This window comes from Planococcus sp. 1R117A, assembly GCF_051417975.1.
Classification (GTDB): domain Bacteria; phylum Bacillota; class Bacilli; order Bacillales_A; family Planococcaceae; genus Planococcus; species Planococcus shenhongbingii.
In genome coordinates, this window is record NZ_JBPRLO010000009.1 from 1 (window position 1) to 23121 (window position 23121).

Genomic DNA, 23121 nt, shown 5'->3' on the forward strand with positions numbered 1-23121 from the left:
GTAGTGTTTTGCTCGGATCGCTTTGCGACGATCCTCGCAGAAAATTCGTTGTCGCGCCAAGGCGCTTCAACAATTTTTGTTGACGTTTTGCTGTTCAGTTTTCAAGGTTCATTGTGCGTCGCCGTCTTTGTTTGTGTTGTTCGTTGTTGCTTGGCGACTTTTATTATATTAAAGCATGTTTATATTCCTGTCAACACATTTAAGAAAGTTTTTTCTGAAGTTCTATTTTCTTTTTTCTTTCCTTTCACTTACCTGCCGTGAAAGCCCGTCCTTATGCGCTTCTCCAACAAATCCACACCCAACGTTTCTCTTCTATAATTCCATCATCTGTGAGCTTTATCGTTTTCTAAAAATTCATTCTTTATTGCATTTTTATTATTACTTTTCTTATTCACTTCCCCTTGCAACTTAGCAAACAATAAAAAAGCCTTAAACTTCTCTAATATAGAAGAAGTTTAAGGCATACTTTTATTTTTTCACTTTTGCTTGCATCCCAGCTTTACGTGCCGCTCGTCTTTCTTCCAGTCTCTGACGATCAACATCTGACTGTGCATTGTATTTCGGCAAAACTAATAACTGATAAGCGTTGACTGCTAAAAATGGGAACAGCAATAATGTAACCCAGCTATCAATATTTCCTTCCTCAACCATTAATGCCGGAAGCCATTCAACTGTCGTAATTACAATCATGAAGAATAGAGCCGAGATAAACGTTTCTTTATTGGTCCATTTCGCTTTGAAGTACGCTGTTGTAAATGCGGTAATAAGCAAAATCGCCAACAGCACTCCATACAGCCAAACCTGTCCAACCGTTTCTGCGTTTGGTGCAAATCGGAAGACAATTAAATCCAAAACCACTACCACGATAATCAAAACTTGAACCCAGTTCCACAGCCGCAGCGTGCGGAAAATATTCATCCCGATTTGATGCACCGTCAAATAGGCGAAAAAGCACAGTTGACTGATAATGCTCATTGTTAGTCCAATAATGACCATCCAGACAAACCCAGCAATTACCTCTCCCCACTCTCCATTTGCCACCGGTTTAGAAAATATATCGTTCCAGCGGATGAATATGCCAAGGATACCGGTTACTCCTCCACCGATTAAAAGTGCTTTAAAGAAAAACTTAACCCAATTTCGTATTGTCACGTTAATGCCTCCATTGTTTGAAATCCTCTTAAGATTGTATCAACCCGCAATAAAAAAATCCATCGGCCGCACAAGTTTGATGTGAACAATGCTTGAAAGTCGTGACAATTTGTCAAATATCAAAGAAAAGCCCGGAAGTCGACTCCGACTCCGGACTTCTAATTTTATTTTTTAGCGAATTGAGCGAGAATCTGTTCAGCAATTTCACCGTAAATTTTTCCTGTTGGATGGTCTTCCAAGTATACCGACGGAGCAAAGTCTGCTTCATTCCAATCCGGTTGTCCTAAAGGAATTTGTCCAAGCAAAGGCACTTGCAGTTCTTCAGCAAGTTTCGGTCCTCCGCCTTGGCCAAATAGGTATTCTCTCTTGCCTGTTTCTTTGCTTTCAAACCAAGACATGTTCTCGATGACGCCAAGTACTTCGTGATCTGTTTGAATTGCCATAGCACCAGCACGCGCAGCTACAAAAGCAGCTGTCGGGTGAGGAGTGGTAACGACGATTTCTTTGGATGCCGGAAGCATCTGGTGAATGTCTAGCGCCACATCCCCTGTTCCTGGCGGCAAGTCCAATAACAGGTAGTCAAGATCTCCCCATTCCACATCACGGAAGAATTGATCCAGAACTTTCCCTAGCATTGGGCCACGCCATACTACGGGCATATTGTCTTCAACGAAGAAGCCCATCGAAATAACTTTCACACCAAAACGCTCTACCGGAATAATCGTTTCTCCACGGACTACAGGGACTTTATCAATACCCATCATATCCGGAACACTAAAACCGTAAATGTCAGCATCAATCAAGCCGACTTTCTTGCCAAGGCGCGCTAGTGCAATCGCCAAGTTAACGGAAACCGTTGATTTTCCGACGCCGCCTTTTCCGCTCGCGATCGAAATGAATTCCACTTTATTCAAGGGTGAAAGCAAGTCCTGCGCTTCCGATTCGCTTGCTGTTCCGCGGAACTGAGCCAGCGTCTCCGGTGCCAGTTCTTCAAAACGGATGCCGACAGAGTCTGCTCCCGCTCCTTTCAGCACATCAACCACTTTCATTTGCAATTGCATTTGTTCAGGTGTATTGGTTTTTGCAATCGCCAATTTAACACTCACGTGGTTTTTTTCTTCTTTTATTTTCACAGACGTTATGCCGTTTGTTTCCGTCAGCGATCTATGTAAAAACGGATCTTGTAACTCTCCGAGTACTTCGCGAACTTGAATTTCAGTTAACATATCCTACACTCCCTATCACTTTTGCTCACCCTAAATTATAACATAGACGTTTTCATTTTAAATCTATTCTGTCTTTTATAGAAAAGCGGAAGGGCTTGCTCCATTTCAAAGCCATATAAACAAACAAAACCCCTTTTCTCCAGAGAGAAAAGGGGTTTCTGTAAAATTAACGTTTTGAGAACTGAGGTGCACGACGAGCTGAACGAAGACCTGGTTTCTTACGTTCTTTCATACGTGGGTCACGAGTTAAGAATCCAGCTGATTTCAAAGCAGCACGGAAAGCAGGATCTACAGTAAGTAGAGCGCGTGCAATTCCGTGGCGTACTGCTCCAGCTTGACCTGTGAAGCCTCCGCCTCTTACGTTTACAAGTACGTCATAGCTACCTAGAGTTTCAGTAGTTACTAGTGGTTGTTTGATGATTTGTTCAAGTGTTTCGTATGGAACGTAATCCGATACGTCACGGTTGTTGATTGTAATTGTGCCGTCTCCTGGTACTAAACGTACGCGAGCTGTAGAGTTTTTACGGCGACCTGTACCAATATATTGAACTTGTGCCAAAGGTGTATCCTCCTCTTATTTACTAATTATTATCCGCGAAGTGTGTAAGCTTCTGGTTGTTGTGCTTGGTGGTTATGATCTGGTCCAGCATAAACGTGCAATTTTTTGAACTGTTGGCGACCTAAAGTGTTTTTAGGAAGCATCCCTTTAATAGCCAATTCAAGCATTTTTGTCGGGTATTTTGTACGCATTTCAAGAGCTGTACGTTGTTTCAAACCACCTGTGTATTGAGTATGGCGGTAGTAAATTTTGTCAGCTAATTTGTTACCAGTAAGGTGAATCTTTTCAGCGTTGATGATGATCACGTGGTCACCTGTATCAACGTTTGGTGTGAATGTTGGTTTGTATTTACCGCGTAGGATTGAAGCGACTTCAGAAGCCAAACGACCAAGAGTTTGCCCTTCTGCATCGACAACCAACCATTTACGCTCTACTTCGTGACCTTTAGCCATGAATGTTGTACGCATGTATATTGTCCTCCTAAAATATCATCTCTTTTATAATCATGTTCCGTTGTTCCTTTGTTGCATGTTCGTTCCGTTGTTCCGTTTTTTCGTTATCCCTTAACACTAATAACCTTCCGGGGCATATCGTGGGGGTAATGAAAATACCATACATCATCATATAACGAATGGTGTCTAAAGTCAAGGGTTTTTCCAAAAACACCTGGAAAAGTTGCTTCAGCTTTCGTACTCCACATTTTCCAGGTATAAACCATGTGCAGCTGCCGTTTTCCCAGCTCTGCTCCGGTCCGCCGCTCCAACGATTTCCGCCAGCTCTGAAGCGTCTCTTCTGCCGATTCCCACTTCCATCAAAGTGCCGGCAATAATACGGACCATATTATACAAAAACCCGGAGCCTTCAATGACCATATGCAGTTCTTCGCCATGTTCTTCAAACTCCAAGTGACGGATGGTCCGGACTTTGTCCACTACTCCGGTATTCGCTGCACAAAAACTTGAAAAATCATGCGTACCAAGAATCGCTTTTGAAGCAATCCTCATTTGAGCAACATCCGGCAGCTGCTTTACATGCACCAGATAGTTCCGCGTAAATGGGCTGATGACTTTGCTGCGGTCCCATTTATAGCGATAAGTTTTTCCGCTGGTATGATACCTGGCATGAAATGCGGGGGCCGTTTCTTCAATATCATGTACCCGGATATCTTCAGGCAGAAGCACATTGAGCGCTTTCAGCCAACCGTTCAACGGAATATCAAGCGGACTGTCAAAATGGATCACCTGTCCTGTAGCATGCACTTTCGCATCGGTGCGGCCGCTCGCCACCACTTGAATGGCTTCGCCTTTATGGATTCTCTTTAACACCGTCAACAATTCCTGCTGAACAGTACGTGAATCAGGTTGGATCTGATATCCTGCAAATCCAGAACCATCATAAGCAATTTTCGCTTTATATCGTTTCATACATTCTCTCCTTACGTGCGGAAATACCAGAGCACTGCCGTTAATCCGACCAGCAGCATTAAGCTCAGTGTATCTTTCATCCGCCAATCTAGCTGGCGGTATCGCGTTCTGCCGGCACCGCCGCGGTATCCCCTTACTTCCATCGCCGTTGCCAAGTCTTCGGCCCGCTTAAAGGCGCTGACGAACAACGGGATCAATAGCGGCACTACTGCCTTAATGCGTTCTTTTACTGGACCTGAGCCAATATCCGATCCTCTCGCCATTTGCGCTTTTAAAATCTTGCCCGTTTCATCCATTAACGTTGGGATGAATCGCAGCGAAATGGACATCATCAGCGCCAGCTCATGGACCGGCAGCTTAAACCGCTTAAATGGACCAAGCAGTACCTCAATGCCATCTGTAATTGATATCGGTGAAGTTGTGAGCGTTAAAATACTGGTAATGAACACCAGTACCAAAAACCGGATGGAAATAAAAATCCCTTGCCGCAAACCTTCTTCATAAATTTCAATAAAGCCAAAATCAAGTAAGATTTCCCCTTCTTTTGTAAAGAAAATGTGCAGGAGGAATGTAAATATCAATAGAATGAAGACCGGCTTTAACCCATTTACAAGGAAGTATAAGCGAATCTTTGATAAAAACACGATAAAAAACGTGAATGACAGCAAAACTAGATAAGTTAAAGTGTTATTCGCGACAAAGACAATCGCAATAAAAATAAAAACAAATAAGATTTTCGCTCGAGGGTCCAGTCGATGAATAAACGAATCCCCTGGTATAAAGCGGCCAAAAATCATTTTTTCCATCATTCGGATTCACGTCCTTCCGAAAGCGCCAGCGCCAAGTTTTTTGCCAACGCTTCTTCTGTCAGGGAAATCCCGTCCAGTTTAATGCCCATCTTTTCTTCGAATTTCCGCTGAAGCCGAACTGTACGAGGAGGCTCTAAGCGATAATCCAATAATTGTTCTTCATTGGCAAAAATATCTCTAGGCTCTCCCGTCGCTACACATTTCCCATTGTGCATGATAGCCACTTGGTCTGCGTAGCGGGCTGCGTCTTCCATGCTATGAGTAACGAGCACCGTCGTTAAACCTTTTTGTATATGAAGCTGATGAAACAGGTCCATAATCTCCCGGCGCCCTTTAGGATCCAGACCTGCAGTCGGTTCATCAAGTACCAGAACTTCAGGATCCATGGCCAGTACACCCGCAATTGCGACACGGCGCATTTGCCCTCCTGATAAATCAAATGGCGATTTCTGCAATACTTCCGGCGGCAAACCAAGCTGTTCGACCAATTCATGAGCGCGTCGGCTTGCTTCTTCTTCAGAAACACCGTAATTCAATGGACCAAACATGATATCCTTCAAAACGGTTTCGTCAAACAACTGCTGCTCTGGAAACTGAAAAACGATGCCTACTTGCCGGCGGATTCCACGTAGATTTTTAGCTTTTGTCTTCGCTTCAATCTGCTGTTCCCCGATGACAACGGACCCTTCAGTCGGTTTTAACAAAGCATTCAAATGCTGCAAGACGGTTGATTTTCCAGACCCCGTATGGCCAATGATCGCTGTATAGGAGCCTGACGGAATATGCAAACTGACATCATGCAAGGCTCTTTTCTCAAAAGGTGTATTAACTGCATAACTGTATCCTACTTCTCGGAGTAAAATGTCCATAAATCCTCCACTAGCTCGTCTTCTGTCATATGTTCTCCATGAACTTGAATTCCTGCTTCTCTCAGCAAATGCGTCATGCGCATCGCAAAAGGCAAATCCAAGCCGAGCTTTGTTAATTCGTTGCCAGTTAAAAATACTTCTTCCGGCGTACCTTCTTTATGCTTATGCCCTGCATTCATCACAATAATGCGGTCTGCAAGTGCAGCTTCTTCCAAATCATGGGTAATCGAAATAACCGTTAGACCTGTTTCTTCCCGCAATTCACGGATCGTTTCTATAACTTCCATGCGTCCCTGCGGATCAAGCATCGAAGTCGCTTCATCCAGAATTAGAAGCCTTGGCCTTAAAGCTAGGGCACCTGCTATCGCTACTCGCTGCTTTTGTCCGCCGGAAAGGTGGTGTGGCTCATGATCCAAATAATCTTCCATTTTTACTTGGCGCAGAGACTCTTTGACGCGAACCACCATTTCCTCGTGCGGTACTCCATTATTCTCTAAGGCAAAAGCTACGTCATCCTGGACAGTAGCCCCTACAAACTGGTTGTCAGGATTCTGGAATACCATTCCCATCTGAGAACGGATACTCCATAGACTTTCTTCCGACATCGTTTGGCCCATCGCTTCAACTTTGCCTTTCCCAGGAAACAACAATCCGTTCATTAACTTGGCAATTGTCGATTTTCCAGAGCCATTGTGGCCAACCAGAGCAATCCATTGTCCTTCTACAATTGTAAAAGACAGATCTTCTACTGCGGGTCTTACCGTTTCATCTTCTGGCATATATGTAAATGTCACATCTTCAAATGACATAATAATCGAATTCATCTCAGCTAACCTCCTCTAATCCTACTCTATTCTCTACTCTACTCGGTTTTATAAGCATATGTAAAATAAATAAAAAAAGCGCGCACCTCATTCAGAGAAATGCGCTTTTCTGTCTATGGCTCCCCCGATTGCTTAAGCCGGGGTTGAATGAGGTGCGTAGAGCTAGACAAGACGCCGCCAGTAAAGGCTCGCTCATCATAACACTCAGCTTTTCATATATTGTCGTATAAATCATGATGCTAAAAGAAGAGGGTGTTTACCCTCTTCAAGTGATTAAACTAATTCAATAATTACGATTGGTGCGCCGTCTCCGCGACGAGGCCCCATTTTCATGATGCGAGTATAACCGCCTTGGCGTTCTGCGTAGCGTGGTGCAACGTCATCAAACAATTTTTGCAAAGCAAAGATTGTGTTTTCGTTACCTTCTGCATCCGTAGATGTTACTAGCTCACGACGAATATATGCTGCAGCTTTACGGCGTGCGTGAAGATCTCCACGTTTGCCAAGCGTAATCATTTTTTCTACCGTTGAACGCACTTCTTTCGCACGAGCTTCAGTCGTTTGAATGCGCTCATGTACGATTAAGTCTGTTGTAAGGTCACGTAATAGTGCTTTACGTTGAGAACTTGTACGTTGAAGCTTTCTCATTGAAGTTTCCCTCCTTTGTTAAATAGTTCGGATCAGATTACTAGTGTTCAGTCTTCTTTGCGAAGCCCTAGCCCTAGATCTTCTAACTTCACTTTAACCTCTTCAAGTGATTTGCGTCCGAGGTTGCGTACTTTCATCATGTCGTCTTCCGACTTGCTTGCCAGTTCGTGTACCGTATTGATACCCGCACGTTTTAAGCAGTTGTAAGATCGAACCGAAAGATCAAGTTCTTCGATAGTCATCTCTAAAACTTTTTCTTTTTGGTCTTCTTCTTTCTCAACCATGATTTCAGCCGTTTGTGCCTCATCTGTCAATCCTACGAAGATATTTAAATGCTCAGTAAAGATTTTAGCACCAAGTGCAATTGCCTCTTTTGGACCAATGCTGCCATCTGTCCAAACATCAAGAGATAATTTATCGAAATTAGCGAGTTGACCCACTCGTGTATTTTCTACTTGGAAGTTAACACGTGAAACAGGAGTATAAATAGAATCAATCGGGATAACACCAATTGGCAAATCATCACGTTTGTTTTGATCAGCCCGTGCATATCCACGGCCTCTATTCGCATACATGCGCATACGGAGGTGGCCGCCTTTAGCGATTGTTGCAATATATAAATCCGGATTCAGAATTTCAACGTCACTATCGTGCGTGATATCTGCAGCCGTAACCGTTCCATCACCTTTGACATCAATTTCAATGACTTTTTCTTCGTCAGAGTAAATCTTCAGAGCCAGTTTCTTAATATTCAAAATGATAGAGGCCACATCTTCTTCTACACCTTCAACAGTGGAGAATTCGTGTAATACACCGTCAATTTGAATCGAAGTAACAGCAGCGCCTGGTAAAGATGAAAGTAAGATTCGACGTAAGGAGTTCCCTAAAGTGGTTCCATATCCACGTTCAAGCGGTTCAACAACAAATTTTCCAAACTTGGAATTGCTGTCGATCTCGACCGTTTCAATTTTCGGTTTTTCTATTTCGAGCATTCATTTTACCCTCCTTCAAAACGTCGGTGTTTTTTTCGTTTCATCAAGAATTCGATAGTCACAGACTTTCGCTACAATTCGGAACACATTCAGTAAGTCGTGATGTTCAAAAATCCTATTCAGATTAACGATTACACGCGGCGGCGTTTCGGTGGACGGCAACCGTTATGAGGTACTGGAGTTACATCTTTGATAGCTGTAACTTCTAGTCCGGCAGCTTGAAGCGCACGGATTGCAGCCTCACGACCTGAACCAGGACCTTTAACTGTAACTTCTAAAGTTTTAAGACCGTGTTCGATTGAAGTTTTAGCAGCGGTTTCAGCAGCCATTTGAGCAGCGAAAGGTGTAGATTTACGTGAACCTCTAAATCCTAATGCACCTGCACTTGACCAAGATACTGCGTTACCTTGCATATCTGTAATCGTAACAATTGTGTTGTTAAATGTTGAGCGGATGTGAGCAATACCAGATTCGATATTCTTTTTCACACGACGCTTACGAGTTTGTTGTTTACGTGCCATGTTAAGAAGAAACCTCCTTTACTGATTATTTTTTCTTGTTCGCAACTGTTTTACGAGGACCTTTACGCGTACGCGCATTGTTCTTCGTATTTTGACCGCGTACAGGCAGTCCACGACGGTGGCGGATTCCCCGGAAGCTAGCAATTTCCATCAAGCGTTTGATGTTCATAGATACTTCACGGCGAAGGTCACCTTCGATTTTGTATTGGTCTAATTGTTCACGGATATTGTTCAACTCGTCTTCAGTAAGATCGCGTACGCGAGTATCTTCAGAGATACCAGCAGAAGCAAGTACTTTCTGAGCAGTAGTTTTACCAACACCAAAAATGTAAGTTAATGAAATAACAACGCGTTTGTCGCGCGGAATGTCAACACCAGCAATACGTGCCATGTGTATGATGCACCTCCTTCATATTAGCCTTGTCTTTGTTTATGTTTCGGATTTTCACAGATTACCATTACTTTACCGTTTCTGCGAATAACTTTACATTTTTCACAGATCGGTTTTACAGATGGTCTCACTTTCATCTAACCCAACCTCCTTAGTAGTCCGGAGTGCAAAAGATTATTTAAAACGGTATGTGATACGACCGCGTGTTAAATCATAAGGAGAAAGTTCCACTGTTACTTTATCTCCTGGCAGAATGCGGATGAAGTGCATGCGAATCTTGCCTGATACATGTGCAAGAATCGTATGGCCGTTCTCCAATTCCACTTTAAACATCGCGTTAGGCAAAGTCTCAACGACTGTTCCTTCAATTTCAATTACATCGTCTTTCGCCATCGACCCAGTCTCCCTTCTGTATACAAATCAGGTTCTCATCTTCAAACAGTATTTGCTGATTGAATAGTTGTATTATATTCATTCACCAGGAATGCATGAGTGACATTCGAAAGACAGGCTCCGAGTTCCACTGCCCGCAAAATGCGGAGAGGGGGTAATCCGGTTTATCCAGTCTGACTCATGTTTCCTCGACCGTCCGGACTGCCTTGGATGAGTTCCAAACCCGTTACACAGATGCTTCCACGAAACCCATTATACTATTTCCAGTGCTTAAATGCACTTTATGCACTCGGCACCGGACTTCATATAATAAGCCTTGTTTGCTTTTGCAGCTCTCGAAAATTCATATCTCCGGTGCTCCTTAAAGCCACATGGAGGCAACTAACTGCGCCCGGCGCCGGGGATTAGCCTCGGTCGCCCTTTAGAAGAGCATCAATGTCAGCAAATACTTTTTGAATGTCCTGCTGTCCATCTATATTTTTCAACACGCCTTTGTTTTCATAGAAATCAAGAAGCGGCTGTGTTTGTTTAATGTTTACTTCTAAACGGTTTGTGACGGTTTCAGGATTATCATCTTCGCGCTGGTATAGTTCGCCGCCGTCTTTGTCGCACACACCTTCAACTTGAGGCGGGTTAAACACTAGATGGTAAGCAGTTCCACACACTTTGCAAATCCGACGACCTGTTAAGCGTTTAACAAGTTCATTTTGTTCAACTTGGATGTTTACGACATGCTCGATTCTTTTGCCAAGATCGGCAAGAAGAGATTCTAGCGCTTCAGCTTGTGGGACTGTACGCGGAAAGCCATCTAACAGAAAGCCTTCGTTACAATCCACTGCGCTAAGACGCTCACGGACGATACCGATAGTCACTTCATCGGGCACTAATGCCCCTTGATCCATGAACGATTTTGCTTCCAAGCCTAGTTTCGTACCACCTTTGATAGCAGCACGGAACATATCACCTGTAGAAATATGAGGGATGTCGTACTTCTCAACAATTCTGTCTGCTTGAGTGCCTTTTCCGGCACCTGGTAGACCCATTAATACGGTATTCATACGGTTTTGCCCCCTCAGACAAGTAGCAAGGAACGTTTTACTGTTCCCAAGACCCTTGATTATTTCATAAAGCCTTTATAATGACGTTTAACAAGTTGTGATTCCAGTTGTTTCATTGTTTCGAGCGCTACCCCTACGATGATCAATAAACTAGTACCGCCGATTTGAGCCGATTGGGGCAAGCCCGCAAGGTTGATGAAGAAAATTGGCATAACTGAAATGACTGCAAGGAAAATCGCCCCGACGAATGTCAAACGATATAGCACACTTGTTAAATAATCTTGTGTATTTTTTCCCGGACGGATTCCTGGAATATAAGCACCTTGCTTTTTCAAGTTATCCGACATGTTTTCAGGATTTACCTGAATGAATGCATAGAAGTACGTGAATGCAACAATCAAAGCGACATAAATAATCATGCCGACAGGACGAGTGTAATCAAACGTATTCTGTACTGCATCCGTAAACGCGTTGGCTCCAAAGAAAGAAGCAATGGTTTGTGGTGTAATGATAAACGCCACTGCGAAGATTACCGGAATGACCCCAGCCGAGTTCACTTTCAAAGGTAAATGCGTTTGTTGTGCACTTGTTGTTTGGCCACGGCCAGCAACACGTTTTGCATACTGAATTGGAATTTTGCGCAGCGCTTGCTGAACGTAGATAACCAAAACCGTAACAGCAACAACTGCTAATGCGAGCAATGCCATGATGGCAAGATTGATTGGAAGTTGATCTCCAGCTCCTTCAATCTGCTGTGCATATAATTGGTTGATAGCTCCAGGTATTGCAGCGACAATCCCAGCGAAGATGATAATCGAAATACCGTTCCCCACACCTTTTGCCGTAATCTGCTCACCAAGCCACAGTAGAAAAGCTGTACCGCCCGTTAAAACAATCGCGATGACTGCATAAGTTGCAATCGTATCGTTTTGTATTAATGTTCCACCATAAATTTGGTTGAAACCGTAAGACATTCCGATCGCTTGTATAAAAGCAAGTACAATTGTGAAGTAGCGAGTGAATTGAGCAAGTTTCCGTCTTCCGACTTCGCCTTGTTTCGCCCACTCTGCAAATTTCGGTACAACGTCCATCTGCAATAATTGCACAATGATTGACGCTGTAATGTATGGCATAATTCCCATTGCTAAAATCGAAAAGTTAGCAAGGGCGCCACCACCGAAAGTATTTAAGAATCCAATCAAGCCAGCTTGATCGGTAGCTTGCAGTACATCCGCATCGACATTCGGCACCGGAATGAAAGTTCCGAGACGAAAAATGACGAGCATCAGTAATGTAAAGAAAATTTTATTTCGAATATCAGTCACGCGCATAAAATTGGAGATTGTCTGAAACATTAAAGCACCTCGGTTTGTCCACCGGCAGCTTCGATCGCTTCTTTAGCTGATCCAGAGAATTTGTGAGCTCTAACAGTCAGTTTCTTCTCTAAGCTACCATTGCCTAGAATCTTGATTCCAGAACGTTCGTTGCTCACAACACCTGATTCAATAAGCAATGCAGGTGTAATTTCTGTGCCTTCGTCGAAACGGTTCAATACATCAAGGTTCACAATAGCGTAGTCTTTGCGGTTTATGTTCGTAAATCCGCGTTTAGGCAAACGACGGAACAATGGGTTTTGACCACCCTCGAATCCAGGGCGAACTCCGCCGCCTGAACGTGCGTTTTGACCTTTATGACCTTTACCTGCTGTTTTACCAGTACCTGAACCGATACCGCGTCCGATACGCTTTCTAGAACTGCGTGAACCTTCTGCTGGTTTTAATTCATGAAGTTTCATTTGGTTGGCACCTCCTTCTATAGAAATCAGGGATTAAACTTCTTTAATAGTTACTAAATGAGCGACTTTATCAAGCATACCGCGAACGGCTGCATTGTCTTGCTGCTCAACTGTTTGATTCATTTTGCGTAGTCCAAGTGATTGAACAACTTTACGTTGTGTCGGTTTTGCGCCGATCACAGATTTTGTGAGGGTAATTTCTAGTTTAGTAGCCATGTAATTTTCCCTCCTTATCCTAATAGCTCTTCTGTAGTTTTGCCGCGTAGTTTTGCAACTTGTTCAGCACTTTTCAGTTGAGTTAAACCGTTGATAGTTGCACGCACCATGTTGATTGGTGTGCTTGAACCTAAGGATTTAGACAAGATGTCTTGTACTCCAGCAAGTTCAAGTACCGCACGGACAGGTCCGCCTGCAATTACTCCGGTACCCGGTGAAGCAGGTTTGATAAGAATCTGGCCAGCACCAAAGCGGCCGATTACTAGATGTGGAGTTGTACCTTTAACCATAGGTACTTCAATTAGGTTTTTCTTCGCATCTTCAATAGCTTTACGGATTGCATCTGGAACTTCTTGTGCTTTACCAGTACCAAAGCCGACATTACCATTTTTGTCGCCTACAACAACTAATGCGGAGAAACGGAAACGACGTCCACCTTTTACAACTTTCGCTACGCGGTTAATCGTAACTACGCGTTCTTCAAGTTCAAGTTTGTTTGGATCAATACGACGCATGAAATGTGTCCCTCCTTCTTTTAAAATTGTAAACCATTTTCACGTGCAGCTTCTGCAAGAGCTTTAACACGTCCATGATATAAATAACCACCGCGGTCAAAAACAATCGATGTAAATCCTTGTTCAACAGCGCGTTTTGCGATAGTTTCGCCAACTTTTGCTGCAGCTTCAAGATTTCCTTTTGAACCTTCGAAGTCTTTTTCCATTGATGATGCGCTAGTTAGTGTTACACCATTTACGTCATCGATCAATTGTGCATAAATGTATTTATTTGAACGGAATACGTTTAAACGCGGGCGTGATGCTGTACCCGTGATTTTAGAACGTACACGAGCATGACGCTTTTTACGAGATGCGTTTTTATCGAGTTTCGTAATCACTGAGGTCACTCCTTTCAGACTGCCTAAGCAGCATTATTTACCTGTTTTACCTTCTTTGCGGCGAACTTTTTCCCCTTCGTAACGAATCCCTTTGCCTTTATATGGCTCTGGCGGACGTACTTGGCGGATGTTTGAAGCAAGTGCTCCAACCCGTTCTTTGTCAATACCTCTAACGATAACGCGAGTGTTAGCTGGAACTTCAACCGAAACTCCTTCTTCCGGAGTAAATTCTACCGGATGTGAGTAACCAACGTTAAGAACCAATTTTTGTCCTTGTAATTGCGCACGGTAACCAACACCAACTAATTCAAGCACACGCTCGAATCCTTCAGAAACTCCATGAACCATGTTCGCTAGCAAAGCACGAGTTGTACCGTGAATTGTGCGGTGTTCTTTTGAATCTGAAGGACGTGTTAGAGTTAGCACGTTTTCTTCTTGTGTAATTGCGATATCTTTGTTAAATGTGCGAGTCAACTCGCCTTTAGGACCTTTAACAGTTACGACGTTGTTGTCTCCAACCGTGATCGTAACGTTTGCAGGAACCTCGATTGGTTTTTTACCTACACGTGACATTCTGTTGCACCTCCATTCGTTTGTTGTCTATTACCAAACGTATGCTATGATTTCTCCGCCGATTTGTTTCGCGCGGGCTTCTTTATCAGTAATTAATCCTTGGGATGTCGATACTAAAGCGATTCCTAGACCGTTTAGTACACGTGGCACCTCATTAGTTTTAGCGTATACACGCAATCCTGGTTTTGAAATACGTTTCAATCCAGTAATAACGCGTTCGTTGTTAGCTCCGTATTTTAAGAAAATCCGGATCATGCCTTGTTTGTCGTCTTCAACATATTCAACGTCACGGACGAAACCTTCACGCTTAAGAATTTCAGCGATGTCTTTTTTCACGTTAGAAGCCGGAAGCTCTAATTTCTCGTGACGTACCATATTCGCATTACGAATGCGTGTCAGCATATCTGCAATCGGATCTGTCATTGTCATTACTTTTACCTCCTTCCCAAATTAGGGGATTACCAGCTGGCTTTTTTGACGCCAGGAATTTGTCCCACATATGCAAGTTCACGGAAACAAATACGGCAAAGTTTAAATTTGCGTAATACAGAATGCGGACGTCCGCATCTTTCACAGCGTGTGTACTCTTGTACTTTAAACTTTGGCGTGCGTTTTTGTTTTGCGATCATAGATTTTTTAGCCACGTTTACGCCTCCCTCACGTTTACTTTTGGAACGGCATTCCGAATTGTGTTAATAACTCACGAGCTTCTTCATCAGAGTTCGCAGTTGTTACAATTACGATGTCCATACCGCGTACTTTAGAAACTTTATCATAATCGATTTCAGGGAAGATCAATTGTTCTTTCACGCCAAGTGTGTAGTTACCGCGTCCGTCGAAAGATTTTTTCGAAACGCCACGGAAGTCACGTACACGTGGAAGTGAGATAGCAATTAATTTATCCAGGAAGTCGTACATACGCTCTCCGCGTAGTGTAACTTTACATCCGATTGGCATTCCTTCACGAAGACGGAAACCAGCGATAGATTTCTTAGCTTTAGTAATAACTGGTTTTTGACCAGTAATCGTTTGTAATTCTTCAACAGCCGAGTCAAGAGACTTAGTGTTTTGAACAGCTTCACCCACACCCATATTGACAACAATTTTATCAACTTTAGGAGTTTGCATTACTGATTTATATTCAAACTTGCTCACTAGAGCAGGAGTGATTTCATTCACATATTTTTCTTTTAGGCGGTTCATGTGTGTACCTCCCTTCATTCAGGAATTTTATTTATCTAATTTTTCACCGGATTTTTTTGCAACACGAACTTTTTTACCATCTTCAACCTTATATCCTACACGAGTCGGCTCGCCGGATTTAGGGTCAAGTAACATAACGTTAGAAACGTGAATTGCTGCTTCTTGGCTGACAATTCCACCTTGTGGGTTTGCCTGGTTCGGTTTTGTATGCTTCTTGATGATGTTGACACCTTCAATAAGCACGCGGTCTTTCTTAGGTAGAGCAGCTAAAACAACACCTGTTTTGCCTTTGTCTTTACCTGAGATCACCTTAACTGTATCGCCTTTTTTAACATGCATTCTGTCGCACCTCCTTGGTATGGCACATTGATTTATTAAAGAACTTCAGGAGCAAGTGAAACGATCTTCATGAAGCTGTTGTCGCGTAGTTCGCGTGCAACAGGTCCGAAAATACGTGTTCCGCGTGGACCTTTGTCGTCACGAATGATAACACATGCATTTTCATCAAATTTGATGTAAGTACCGTCTTTGCGGCGAGCTCCGCTTTTCGTGCGAACGATGACAGCCTTAACGACTTCACCCTTCTTAACAACGCCACCTGGTGTTGCTTTCTTCACGGTACAAACGATTACGTCACCGATGTTTGCAGTCTTACGACCAGAACCACCAAGTACTTTAATCGTTAGTACTTCACGAGCACCCGAGTTGTCTGCAACTTTTAAACGACTTTCCTGTTGGATCACTTAGGTTACCTCCCTCCGGAATTTCTTAGGTTCCGAACTTATTTAAATTAGATAATAACCGCTTTTTCTACAATTTCCAATACGCGGAAACGTTTTGTAGCTGATAGCGGACGAGTTTCCATGATACGAACGATGTCGCCCATTTTCGCTTCGTTTAGCTCATCATGAGCTTTAAATTTCTTAGAGTATTTTACACGTTTGCCATAAAGTGCATGCTTCTTTTGAGTTTCAACCATTACTGTAACGGTTTTGTCCATTTTGTCAGACACAACACGGCCTGTGTATACTTTGCGTTGGTTACGCTCAGTCATACTTGCAAACCTCCTCTCGAATTATCAGTTATTGCCACTGATTTCTCTTTCATGAATCACAGTTTTCATACGCGCGATCGCTTTACGCACTTCGCGGATGCGAGCAGTGTTTTCTAATTGACCAGTAGCCAATTGGAAGCGAAGGTTGAAAAGCTCTTCTTTCAGTGATTTCACTTTTTGTTCGATTTCAGCAGTGGTTAAGTCACGGATTTCATTAGCTTTCATTCGATTCACCACCAATTTCTTCACGTTTTACGAACTTCGTTTTGATCGGAAGTTTGTGAGATGCAAGGCGCAATGCTTCGCGTGCCACTTCTTCAGATACTCCTGCAAGTTCAAACATAATTTTACCTGTTTTAACAACCGCTACCCAGCCTTCAGGCGAACCTTTACCGGATCCCATACGAACCTCAAGAGGCTTTTTCGTATATGGTTTATGCGGGAAAATTTTAATCCATACTTTACCGCCACGTTTCATGTAACGAGTCATGGAAATACGTGCTGCTTCGATTTGGCGGTTTGTGATCCAAGATGATTCTAAAGCTTGGAGACCAAATTCACCGAATGCGATTTCTTTGCCGCCTTTAGCTTCTCCGCGCATTTTTCCGCGGTGCTCACGACGATATTTAACGCGTTTAGGCATTAACATATTATTTGCCTCCTTCCTCAGATTTCTTCTTAGTTGGAAGGACTTCACCGCGGTAGATCCATACTTTTACGCCAAGCTTACCATAAGTAGTGTCTGCTTCAGCATGCGCATAATCGATGTCAGCGCGTAGCGTATGGAGCGGAACAGTGCCTTCACTGTAGTGTTCAGCACGCGCAATGTCAGCGCCGCCTAGACGTCCAGATACTTGAGTTTTGATTCCTTTAGCGCCAGAACGCATAGTGCGCTGGATTGCTTGTTTTTGTGCACGACGGAAAGACACGCGGTTTTCCAATTGACGTGCTACGCTTTCAGCAACTAGTCTCGCATCAAGGTCAGCTCTTTTGATTTCGATGATGTTGATGTGTACACGCTTGCCAGTCATAGTGTTAAGCTGTTTGCGAAGTACTTCTACTTCAGAACCACCTTTACCAATTACCATACCTGGTTTCGCAGTGTGAATTGTTACGTTTACACGGTTTGCAGCGCGTTCAATTTCAATTTTCGAAACTGATGCTTCTTTCAAACGTGCTTCGATGTATTCACGGATTTTAATATCTTCGTGAAGAAGTGTCGCATAGTCTTTTTCAGCGTACCATTTGGACTCCCAGTCACGAATGATTCCGATACGCATTCCTATTGGATGTATTTTTTGTCCCACGAATTATCCCTCCTTCTTCTCAGATACCACTAATGTGATGTGGCTTGTACGTTTGTTGATTGCGCTTGCGCGTCCCATTGCACGTGGACGGAAACGTTTTAATGTTGGACCTTCATCAACGAATACTTCGCTAACGATCAAGTTGTCCAGGTTCATTTCGTAGTTGTGTTCAGCGTTAGCAGCTGCAGATTTTAATAACTTCTCAATAACAATCGATGATGCTTTTGGAGTGTGTTTTAAAATCGCAACGGCTTCGCCAATTTGCTTGCCTCGGATTAAATCTACTACTAAACGGACTTTACGAGGAGCAATACGTACTGTTCTAGCAACAGCTTTTGCTTGCATGGGGAAATCCTCCTCTCAATTAACGTCTTGTTTTCTTATCGTCTGCACCATGACTAGCGTATTTGCGCGTTGGAGCAAATTCACCTAGTTTATGGCCTACCATATCTTCAGTTACGTATACAGGGATGTGCTTACGGCCATCGTATACTGCAATTGTTTGTCCGATGAATGTCGGGAAAATTGTAGAACGGCGAGACCAAGTTTTAATCACTTGTTTTTTCTCAGAATCCTTTTGCGCTTCAACTTTTTTCATAAGATGATCGTCAGCAAAAGGTCCTTTTTTCAAGCTGCGGCCCATTTGGGATCCTCCCTTCGTGATCGCACCACGGTTCTTATGCTGAACCGTAGCGGAATCAAATTATTTTTTACGACGACGCACGATGAACTTGTCTGACTTGTTCGTTTTCTTGCGTGTTTTGTATCCAAGAGTTGGTTTGCCCCATGGAGACATTGGTGATTTACGTCCGATTGGCGAACGTCCTTCACCACCACCGTGTGGGTGATCGTTAGGGTTCATTACAGATCCGCGGACTGTTGAGCGTTTGCCTAACCAGCGGTTACGGCCTGCTTTACCAATGTTAATCAATTCGTGTTGTTCGTTCCCTACAGCACCGATAGTTGCACGGCAAGTAGCAAGAATCATGCGAACTTCACCTGATTGCAAACGCACAGTTACGTATTTGCCTTCTTTACCAAGCACCTGAGCTGAAGTTCCTGCAGAGCGTACTAATTGTCCGCCGCCGCCTGGCTTCAATTCAATGTTATGGATTGTAGAACCCATAGGGATGTTTGAAAGTGGCAAAGCGTTACCCGCTTTGATATCAGCTTCGATTCCTGACATGATTTGAGTTCCAACTTCAACGCCTTTTGGAGCCAAGATGTAACGTTTTTCTCCATCAGCGTAATGAATCAATGCGATGTTTGCAGAGCGGTTTGGATCGTATTCGATCGTAGCAACGCGTCCTGGAATGCCATCTTTGTTACGTTTGAAATCGATGACACGGTATTGGCGTTTATGTCCACCACCGTGATGGCGTACAGTTATTTTACCTTGGTTGTTACGGCCGCCTTTACGCTTCGTTGGTTGTAGAAGCGATTTCTCTGGCTTGTTCGTAGTGATTTCAGCGAAATCCGAACTAGTCATGTTACGACGACCGTTAGTGGTAGGTTTATATTTTTTAATCCCCACGTTGTTTCCCTCCTTCTTTGATTAGTTCTATCAGAACTTTAGAAAATTAAATTTCGAACAATTCGATGTCTTTTGAGTCAGCAGTCAATTTAACAATCGCTTTACGGCGTTTGTTAGTGTAGCCTGCATGTTTGCCCATGCGTTTGAATTTCCCTTTGTAGTTCATGATGTTGACTTTCTCAACTTGAACTCCGAAGATGTCTTGAACTGCATGTTTTACTTGTGTTTTATTAGCGCGAGTGTCCACTTCAAAAGTGTACTTCTTATCTGCCATTACTTCAGAAGAACGCTCAGTAATGACCGGACGCTTTAGAATATCACGTGCTTCCATTAACTAAGCACCTCCTCAATTTTCTCTATTGCCGCTTTTGTCATAACAACTTTGTCATGTCCAAGCAAATCTAAAACGTTAATACCAGTTGCTGCTACCACTGTCATACCTTGAATGTTACGAGCAGATAATGCTACGTTTTCATCCGGGTCAGCAGTTACGAACAAAGCTTTTTTACCAATTGAAAGGTCTTGGATCAATTGAGTAAATGCTTTTGTTTTTGGTGCATCAAATGTCAAACCTTCAAGTACCATCAAGCTTCCTCCAACTACAGTTGATGAAAGTGCAGAGCGAAGTGCTAAGCGACGGACTTTCTTAGGCAATTTATAGCTATAGCTACGCGGTGTCGGGCCGAATACGATTCCGCCTCCACGCCATTGTGGTGAACGGATCGAACCTTGACGGGCACGTCCAGTTCCTTTTTGGCGCCATGGTTTTTTACCACCACCAGCTACTTCAGAACGATTTTTTACTTTATGGTTACCTTGGCGAAGTGAAGCGCGCTGCATCACAACTGCGTCGAATAACACCGCTTCATTTGGCTCGATACCGAATACATAGTCATTCAATTCGATGTCGCCCACTTGTGAACCAGTTTGATTTAATAAAGCTACTTTAGGCATTCGTGTTTCCTCCTTCCTCTAAAAAATATTATTTCGATTTGATCGCTGATTTTACGCGAAGCAATGCTTTACGTGAACCAGGAACATTACCTTTGATTAGAAGCAAGTTACGTTCAGTATCAACCTTAACGATTTGAAGGTTTTGAATCGTAATTGTTGTTCCACCCATTTGACCAGGCAATTTCTTCTGTTTGAATACGCGGTTAGGAGCAACCGGACCCATTGAACCAGGACGACGGTGGTAACGTGAACCGTGAGCCATTGGCCCGCGTGATTGTCCGTGGCGTTTGATAACACCTTGGAAACCTTTACCTTTTGTTGTTCCTGTAACATCTACTACATCGCCTTCTGCGAATACATCTACTTTGACTTCCTGACCAATCTCGTAATCAGCTAAGTTTACATTGCGAAGTTCGCGAATGAAGCGCTTAGGAGCAGTGTTCGCTTTTGCTACGTGTCCTTTAGCTGGTTTGTTAGAAAGCTTTTCGCGCTTGTCTTCAAAACCTAACTGGATCGCTTCGTAGCCGTCAACCTCAACTGTTTTCTTTTGAAGTACTACGTTTGGAGCAGCTTCAACTACAGTTACAGGGATTAAATCACCGTTCTCAGCAAAAACTTGCGTCATACCGATTTTTCTACCTAAGATTCCTTTGGTCATGTTGTCACACCTCCTGTGATTATTTGTGTTTTTTATTTCGTTTGCCGATTAAAGTTTAATTTCAATGTCGACGCCAGATGGTAAATCTAATTTCATTAACGCGTCAACTGTTTGTGGAGTCGGGTTAACGATATCGATCAAGCGTTTGTGTGTGCGCATTTCGAATTGCTCACGTGAATCTTTATAGATATGCACAGAACGCAAGATTGTGTAGACTGACTTTTCAGTTGGCAACGGGATCGGACCCGATACGCTTGCACCTGAACGTTTTGCAGTTTCTACAATTTTCTCAGCAGACTGATCTAAAACTCTGTGATCATATGCTTTTAAACGGATACGAATTTTTTGTTTTGCCATTACTTTCCCTCCTTTTCGCCTATTTTGGATAGACATTCTCCACGAAAATTTTCCAATCACTCGCCATGGCAAAGCGGCCGGGTGTATCGGTAACCTCTCGCTTCATCGCAGTCAAAGACCAACATTCACCATTATACATAATAAAAAAGAATTCCGCAAGGCTTTCCACGAAATTCTTTCTGATTCGCTTTTATTAGTATAACAGGATATTTTAGATATTCAACTCATACGGGAATAGTCCGAACATTTTTTTCTTAAGCCAAAAACATTACAGCCAGCCAGCCAAAAACAACAAGTGGAATATTGTAATGAAGGAACGTTGGCACACACGTATCCCAAATGTGATTGTGTTGTCCGTCGATATTTAAACCTGCAGTCGGACCCAGTGTCGAGTCCGAAGCAGGTGAGCCAGCGTCCCCTAGTGCACCTGCTGTACCGATCAAAGCAATAATGGCAATTGTCGAGAATCCGAATTCCATACTTAATGGAACAAAGATTGCTGCAATAATTGGAATGGTCGCAAACGAAGACCCGATTCCTATAGTCACTAACAGTCCCACCACTAACATGAAGAAAGCTGCAATGCCTTTATTGCCATTAAATGCATCAGCGACACTGACAACGAGAGGCTCGACTGCTCCTGTAGCTTGAATAACAGAAGCAAAGCCGTTAGCTGAAATCATAACAAAACCAATGAATGCCATCATACGCATTCCGGCGCTCAGGATATCGTCCGCTTCACGCCACTTCATTGCGCCGAAGACATACAGCACCAGAATACCTGAAAGTGCTCCGATAATCATCGAATCCGTTTGGATCTGGCCGTACAAGGCAGCAAACAAAGCGATAATCGTCACGATGACATCTTTTTTCGAAGCCATCTTTTTTGGAGTTTCTTCTATAGTAGTATTAATTTTTGAATGGTAGTCTCTCGGTTTCCGATAAGCGATGAAAACAGCAACCACTAATCCGATGACCATGCCCGCAACCGGAATCGCCATTGCTTTCGGAATATCCGCCATATCAATTGGCAATCCCGCAAGTTCCATCTGCGTTGCCACAATTTCATGGAAGATTAACCCAAAGCCATACGGCAATAAAATATAAGGCGCTGTTAAACCGAATGTTAACACAGAAGCAATCAAGCGGCGATCAATCCGCAGCTCATTTAAAATGTGCAAAATCGGCGGCACTAACAACGGGATAAATGCAATGTGAATCGGGATTAAGTTTTGCGAAAAAATCGCCATGACAAGCAAAGCAAAAATGATTAAAGCCTTCGCTAAATTCTCTCTTGTCGCTTCCCCTTCTTTATTGACCAACTTCAAAACTTTTGACACCAGCAATTCAGGAATGCCCGTGCGCGATATTGCTACTGCAAATCCTCCAAGCATGGCATAACTGAGCGCAATGGTCGCCCCTGCCCCCAATCCATCTGTATACGCTGAAACGGTATCTATAAATGATAAGCCGCCGCTTACTCCTCCAGCAAGCGCGCCGATCAATAAGGCGAAAACCACATTGACGCGCATCAAGCTTAAAACCAACATCACTAAGACAGCAATAATTACTGCATTCATATTATAAAATCTCCTTTAGTTTGCTAAAGCGTTAAAGTACACACTTAAAATTAACAAAACCCAAAAAGGATGTCAACCGCAAAAGCCGGTATTGCTGAAAGTAGAAAAACTCAGAAAATAGATGAACCA

The 23121-nt window shown here is 43.2% G+C and carries 38 protein-coding genes; all 38 read right to left on the reverse strand.

Translation table 11 applies throughout. The features are described from left to right. Nucleotides 1-468 precede the first annotated feature (468 nt). The 38 genes from ACSFXN_RS18460 to ACSFXN_RS18645 all read right to left on the reverse strand — a co-directional run bounded on the left by ACSFXN_RS18460 (nt 469) and on the right by ACSFXN_RS18645 (nt 22992). Nucleotides 469-1152 carry a KinB-signaling pathway activation protein gene (locus tag ACSFXN_RS18460; protein ID WP_437151727.1) on the reverse strand — a complete coding sequence of 228 codons (684 nt, stop codon included), beginning with the start codon at nt 1150-1152 and terminating at the stop codon, nt 469-471. Between the two features lie 164 nt (nt 1153-1316). After that, a complete protein-coding gene (locus tag ACSFXN_RS18465) occupies nt 1317-2378 on the reverse strand; it encodes an Mrp/NBP35 family ATP-binding protein (protein WP_300990980.1) in 1062 nt (353 codons plus the stop codon). A 166-nt stretch (nt 2379-2544) separates the two neighbouring features. Further along, nucleotides 2545-2937 (reverse strand): 30S ribosomal protein S9, encoded by a 393-nt coding sequence (gene rpsI / locus ACSFXN_RS18470; RefSeq protein WP_300990979.1) that lies wholly within the window; start codon nt 2935-2937, stop codon nt 2545-2547. 29 nt (nt 2938-2966) lie between these two features. Beyond that, nucleotides 2967-3404 carry a 50S ribosomal protein L13 gene (gene rplM, locus ACSFXN_RS18475; protein ID WP_301857724.1) on the reverse strand — a complete coding sequence of 146 codons (438 nt, stop codon included), beginning with the start codon at nt 3402-3404 and terminating at the stop codon, nt 2967-2969. Nucleotides 3405-3617: 213 nt separating this feature from the next. After that, entirely contained in the window at nt 3618-4361 is a 744-nt protein-coding gene (gene truA, locus ACSFXN_RS18480; RefSeq protein ID WP_437151730.1) for a tRNA pseudouridine(38-40) synthase TruA, read from the reverse strand. 11 nt (nt 4362-4372) lie between these two features. Further along, nucleotides 4373-5170: an energy-coupling factor transporter transmembrane component T family protein gene (locus ACSFXN_RS18485; RefSeq protein ID WP_437151732.1), complete on the reverse strand. Its 798-nt coding sequence runs from the start codon at nt 5168-5170 to the stop codon at nt 4373-4375. After that, complete coding sequence (locus ACSFXN_RS18490) at nt 5167-6039, reverse strand: energy-coupling factor ABC transporter ATP-binding protein (RefSeq protein WP_300990974.1); 873 nt, start codon at nt 6037-6039, stop codon at nt 5167-5169. Before ACSFXN_RS18490 ends, ACSFXN_RS18485 begins: the two co-directional genes overlap by 4 nt. After that, nucleotides 6015-6863: an energy-coupling factor ABC transporter ATP-binding protein gene (locus ACSFXN_RS18495; RefSeq protein ID WP_437151734.1), complete on the reverse strand. Its 849-nt coding sequence runs from the start codon at nt 6861-6863 to the stop codon at nt 6015-6017. Before ACSFXN_RS18495 ends, ACSFXN_RS18490 begins: the two co-directional genes overlap by 25 nt. 273 nt (nt 6864-7136) lie before the next feature. Beyond that, nucleotides 7137-7511: a 50S ribosomal protein L17 gene (rplQ, locus tag ACSFXN_RS18500; RefSeq protein ID WP_036803955.1), complete on the reverse strand. Its 375-nt coding sequence runs from the start codon at nt 7509-7511 to the stop codon at nt 7137-7139. Nucleotides 7512-7558: 47 nt separating this feature from the next. Further along, nucleotides 7559-8503 (reverse strand): DNA-directed RNA polymerase subunit alpha, encoded by a 945-nt coding sequence (locus ACSFXN_RS18505; protein ID WP_437151736.1) that lies wholly within the window; start codon nt 8501-8503, stop codon nt 7559-7561. A 131-nt stretch (nt 8504-8634) separates the two neighbouring features. Beyond that, a complete protein-coding gene (gene rpsK, locus ACSFXN_RS18510; RefSeq protein ID WP_006828953.1) occupies nt 8635-9024 on the reverse strand; it encodes a 30S ribosomal protein S11 in 390 nt (129 codons plus the stop codon). A gap of 25 nt (nt 9025-9049) precedes the next feature. Beyond that, a complete protein-coding gene (gene rpsM, locus ACSFXN_RS18515; RefSeq protein ID WP_204893730.1) occupies nt 9050-9415 on the reverse strand; it encodes a 30S ribosomal protein S13 in 366 nt (121 codons plus the stop codon). Nucleotides 9416-9438: 23 nt separating this feature from the next. Continuing rightward, nucleotides 9439-9552: a 50S ribosomal protein L36 gene (gene rpmJ, locus ACSFXN_RS18520; RefSeq protein WP_006828951.1), complete on the reverse strand. Its 114-nt coding sequence runs from the start codon at nt 9550-9552 to the stop codon at nt 9439-9441. Between the two features lie 37 nt (nt 9553-9589). Continuing rightward, entirely contained in the window at nt 9590-9808 is a 219-nt protein-coding gene (gene infA / locus ACSFXN_RS18525; protein WP_006828950.1) for a translation initiation factor IF-1, read from the reverse strand. A gap of 404 nt (nt 9809-10212) precedes the next feature. Further along, nucleotides 10213-10866 carry an adenylate kinase gene (locus ACSFXN_RS18530; protein WP_437151739.1) on the reverse strand — a complete coding sequence of 218 codons (654 nt, stop codon included), beginning with the start codon at nt 10864-10866 and terminating at the stop codon, nt 10213-10215. Between the two features lie 59 nt (nt 10867-10925). Continuing rightward, nucleotides 10926-12221, reverse strand: coding sequence for a preprotein translocase subunit SecY (secY, locus tag ACSFXN_RS18535; RefSeq protein ID WP_300990970.1), 1296 nt, complete (start codon nt 12219-12221; stop codon nt 10926-10928). After that, a complete protein-coding gene (gene rplO / locus ACSFXN_RS18540) occupies nt 12221-12661 on the reverse strand; it encodes a 50S ribosomal protein L15 (protein ID WP_300990969.1) in 441 nt (146 codons plus the stop codon). The genes secY and rplO overlap by 1 nt, the downstream gene beginning before the upstream one ends. A 33-nt stretch (nt 12662-12694) precedes the next feature. Next, nucleotides 12695-12877 (reverse strand): 50S ribosomal protein L30, encoded by a 183-nt coding sequence (gene rpmD, locus ACSFXN_RS18545; protein ID WP_437151741.1) that lies wholly within the window; start codon nt 12875-12877, stop codon nt 12695-12697. 14 nt (nt 12878-12891) lie between these two features. Further along, a complete protein-coding gene (gene rpsE, locus ACSFXN_RS18550; RefSeq protein ID WP_300990967.1) occupies nt 12892-13392 on the reverse strand; it encodes a 30S ribosomal protein S5 in 501 nt (166 codons plus the stop codon). A 20-nt stretch (nt 13393-13412) separates the two neighbouring features. Further along, nucleotides 13413-13772 (reverse strand): 50S ribosomal protein L18, encoded by a 360-nt coding sequence (gene rplR, locus ACSFXN_RS18555; protein ID WP_300990966.1) that lies wholly within the window; start codon nt 13770-13772, stop codon nt 13413-13415. Nucleotides 13773-13805: 33 nt separating this feature from the next. After that, the gene (gene rplF / locus ACSFXN_RS18560; RefSeq protein WP_437151743.1) at nt 13806-14345 is read right to left on the reverse strand and encodes a 50S ribosomal protein L6; all 540 of its coding nucleotides are present in this window, start codon (nt 14343-14345) and stop codon (nt 13806-13808) included. Nucleotides 14346-14375: 30 nt separating this feature from the next. Then, nucleotides 14376-14774 carry a 30S ribosomal protein S8 gene (rpsH, locus tag ACSFXN_RS18565; protein ID WP_300990964.1) on the reverse strand — a complete coding sequence of 133 codons (399 nt, stop codon included), beginning with the start codon at nt 14772-14774 and terminating at the stop codon, nt 14376-14378. Nucleotides 14775-14803: 29 nt separating this feature from the next. After that, a complete protein-coding gene (rpsN, locus tag ACSFXN_RS18570) occupies nt 14804-14989 on the reverse strand; it encodes a 30S ribosomal protein S14 (RefSeq protein WP_006828941.1) in 186 nt (61 codons plus the stop codon). A gap of 19 nt (nt 14990-15008) precedes the next feature. Further along, nucleotides 15009-15548: a 50S ribosomal protein L5 gene (gene rplE / locus ACSFXN_RS18575; RefSeq protein WP_300990963.1), complete on the reverse strand. Its 540-nt coding sequence runs from the start codon at nt 15546-15548 to the stop codon at nt 15009-15011. Between the two features lie 27 nt (nt 15549-15575). Next, a complete protein-coding gene (gene rplX / locus ACSFXN_RS18580) occupies nt 15576-15887 on the reverse strand; it encodes a 50S ribosomal protein L24 (protein ID WP_300990962.1) in 312 nt (103 codons plus the stop codon). A gap of 35 nt (nt 15888-15922) precedes the next feature. Next, the gene (gene rplN / locus ACSFXN_RS18585; RefSeq protein WP_006828938.1) at nt 15923-16291 is read right to left on the reverse strand and encodes a 50S ribosomal protein L14; all 369 of its coding nucleotides are present in this window, start codon (nt 16289-16291) and stop codon (nt 15923-15925) included. A gap of 47 nt (nt 16292-16338) precedes the next feature. Next, on the reverse strand, nt 16339-16602 hold the full coding sequence (rpsQ, locus tag ACSFXN_RS18590; protein WP_036803914.1) for a 30S ribosomal protein S17: 264 nt from the start codon (nt 16600-16602) through the stop codon (nt 16339-16341). A gap of 24 nt (nt 16603-16626) precedes the next feature. Further along, nucleotides 16627-16827, reverse strand: coding sequence for a 50S ribosomal protein L29 (gene rpmC, locus ACSFXN_RS18595; protein WP_036803912.1), 201 nt, complete (start codon nt 16825-16827; stop codon nt 16627-16629). Then, on the reverse strand, nt 16817-17251 hold the full coding sequence (gene rplP, locus ACSFXN_RS18600; protein WP_052654124.1) for a 50S ribosomal protein L16: 435 nt from the start codon (nt 17249-17251) through the stop codon (nt 16817-16819). The genes rpmC and rplP overlap by 11 nt, the downstream gene beginning before the upstream one ends. Nucleotide 17252: 1 nt before the next feature. Then, nucleotides 17253-17909, reverse strand: coding sequence for a 30S ribosomal protein S3 (gene rpsC / locus ACSFXN_RS18605; RefSeq protein ID WP_071152057.1), 657 nt, complete (start codon nt 17907-17909; stop codon nt 17253-17255). A 3-nt stretch (nt 17910-17912) separates the two neighbouring features. Then, entirely contained in the window at nt 17913-18254 is a 342-nt protein-coding gene (gene rplV / locus ACSFXN_RS18610; protein WP_300990961.1) for a 50S ribosomal protein L22, read from the reverse strand. 19 nt (nt 18255-18273) lie between these two features. Continuing rightward, nucleotides 18274-18552: a 30S ribosomal protein S19 gene (rpsS, locus tag ACSFXN_RS18615; protein WP_071152059.1), complete on the reverse strand. Its 279-nt coding sequence runs from the start codon at nt 18550-18552 to the stop codon at nt 18274-18276. A gap of 60 nt (nt 18553-18612) precedes the next feature. Next, on the reverse strand, nt 18613-19443 hold the full coding sequence (gene rplB / locus ACSFXN_RS18620) for a 50S ribosomal protein L2 (RefSeq protein WP_300990960.1): 831 nt from the start codon (nt 19441-19443) through the stop codon (nt 18613-18615). 46 nt (nt 19444-19489) lie between these two features. Then, entirely contained in the window at nt 19490-19774 is a 285-nt protein-coding gene (rplW, locus tag ACSFXN_RS18625) for a 50S ribosomal protein L23 (RefSeq protein ID WP_300990959.1), read from the reverse strand. After that, on the reverse strand, nt 19774-20397 hold the full coding sequence (gene rplD, locus ACSFXN_RS18630; RefSeq protein ID WP_437151744.1) for a 50S ribosomal protein L4: 624 nt from the start codon (nt 20395-20397) through the stop codon (nt 19774-19776). The genes rplW and rplD overlap by 1 nt, the downstream gene beginning before the upstream one ends. A gap of 28 nt (nt 20398-20425) precedes the next feature. Then, a complete protein-coding gene (rplC, locus tag ACSFXN_RS18635) occupies nt 20426-21055 on the reverse strand; it encodes a 50S ribosomal protein L3 (protein ID WP_036803897.1) in 630 nt (209 codons plus the stop codon). Nucleotides 21056-21103: 48 nt separating this feature from the next. Continuing rightward, nucleotides 21104-21412, reverse strand: a complete 309-nt coding sequence (gene rpsJ / locus ACSFXN_RS18640) for a 30S ribosomal protein S10 (protein ID WP_036803896.1) — start codon at nt 21410-21412, stop codon at nt 21104-21106. A gap of 254 nt (nt 21413-21666) precedes the next feature. Then, the gene (locus ACSFXN_RS18645) at nt 21667-22992 is read right to left on the reverse strand and encodes a Na+/H+ antiporter family protein (RefSeq protein ID WP_437151745.1); all 1326 of its coding nucleotides are present in this window, start codon (nt 22990-22992) and stop codon (nt 21667-21669) included. Nucleotides 22993-23121 lie beyond the last annotated feature (129 nt).